Here is a 1,566-nt window from a genome sequence, read left to right as displayed (position 1 = left end):
CCATTCCTTGGCTCACCAGTTTGACCTGCAGCCTTCCGCTTTCGACCAGCCGTCACGCGAACTCTTCATCCGGGTGGCCTCCCACGGTTTGGATCACTCTCCTTCACGGCAGCCGGTCATATTTGCATGGAGGAGGAGCGTCTTGCGCTTCTGTGGCCCGGCGTACTCTCTGTCTTTTTTCCAAGGCCACGAACTTTCGAAACAGCTCCGCCATGCGCTCGGCCGCCATAGACAGAGGCAGACCGCGCGGCGTGAGCAAGCCCAGCGCCAGCGGCGGCAATGCAAGCGCCAGCGGCACGCGTTCGATCATGTCGCGGTAAGGCGCGGAGCGCAGCAGTTCGGCCGGCGCGACCAGCAGCGCATCGCTGCGCGTCAGCAAGGCCGAGCTAGTGCCGAAGGAGTGCACCTCGATTACCCGCTCGGGCGGGCGCAGTCCTTGCCCTTTGAGCTGGTCCAGCCAGCGGGCGTGCTGGCTGCCGGGTGCGATGTGCATCAGCCATTCGGCGTCCACCACCTCGCTCCATGTGGTGGCCTCACGCAAGGGGTGTCCGCGGCGGCACAACACGGCCATCTCCATCGTGTCCAGGGGCTCGAAGTCGATGTCCATTTCAAGGTCGGTCGCGATCGCGCCGGCGATGGCGAAGTCCACGCTGCCTTCACGCAGCATCGGCAGGGCCTGAGGCACTAGGCCATCGAACAGCGTCAGGCGGCCCTGAGGTAGTGCCTTGCGAAAGGCGGTCACCACGTCGGGCAACACACCCAAGAACACCATGGGCGTCACCGACACAGACACATGGGCGCGGCCATCACCCTGCAGCATGCGGATGTCCTGTCGCGCCAGATCCAGCTGGGCTTGTGCCAGCCGTGCCCGCACCGTCAACTGACGCCCGCTCTCGGTGAACACGATGCCGCGCGAACTGCGCACCACTAGCTGAGCATCGACGTCAGCCTCGAGTTCCCGCACCGCCTTGGTGATGGCCGCGGGGCTGATGCGGAGGTCGCGCGAGGCGCCCCGGATGCTGCCGGACTCAACCAGTTGCAGCCACGCCTTTAGCTGGTGGTCTTTCATGGCCACAAGGTTATCAGCTGTGAGCCGGCGGCGGCAACGACAACCCCAGGTTAACGCCGCAAAAAACAATCGCCTTATGTGGCGCCATGTCTCTGCATAGACTGATTTCACTGTCCACCGAGGGCAGTTAATTACAGGTTCCCATGCCGATGGAGATACATATGATCCGACATTTTTCGAAGTGGATGCGCGCTACCGTCGCCCTGACGTTGTGCGCGGCGGCGGGTTCCGCCCTTGCCCAATGGCCTGACAAGCCAATACGGTTCATTGTTCCCTACGCTGCAGGATCTGGCGTGGACGTGGCCATACGCCCGATCGCCGACGCCATGGCCCGTCAGCTGGGCCAACCCATGGTGGTGGACAACCGCCCCAGCGCGGGTGGCATCATCGGCTCGCAGGCCCTGGCCGCGGCGGCGCCCGACGGCTACACCGTTGGTTACGGCAACCTCGTGACGCTGGCGATCAATGCCTCGTTTTTTTCCAAGCTGCCGTACAAC

Annotated in this window: 2 protein-coding genes; one reads left to right on the top strand and one right to left on the bottom strand. The window is 63.8% G+C overall.

Annotated features, from left to right (window positions below; genetic code table 11):
* Positions 1-103: 103 nt before the first annotated feature.
* Complete coding sequence (locus Q8M88_RS04245) at positions 104-1,069, bottom strand: LysR substrate-binding domain-containing protein (RefSeq protein WP_305595003.1); 966 nt, start codon at positions 1,067-1,069, stop codon at positions 104-106.
* Between the two features lie 161 nt (positions 1,070-1,230).
* Between Q8M88_RS04245 and Q8M88_RS04240 the strand changes: the two genes are divergently transcribed.
* Positions 1,231-1,566, top strand: a 336-nt coding sequence (locus tag Q8M88_RS04240; RefSeq protein WP_305595002.1) for a tripartite tricarboxylate transporter substrate binding protein, incomplete at its 3' end; no start/stop codon positions are given.

Origin of the sequence: Phenylobacterium sp., assembly GCF_030693805.1 — a bacterium.
Taxonomy (GTDB): Bacteria; Pseudomonadota; Alphaproteobacteria; order Caulobacterales; family Caulobacteraceae; genus Phenylobacterium.
Note: the sequence above shows the minus strand (reverse complement) of the source record. Positions and strands in the feature narration are given on the sequence as shown.

Coding starts and splice junctions, on each gene's coding strand:
- Q8M88_RS04245 (WP_305595003.1), bottom strand. CDS start 1,069: ATGAAAGACCACCAGCTAAAGGCGTGGCTGCAACTGGTTGAGTCCGGC.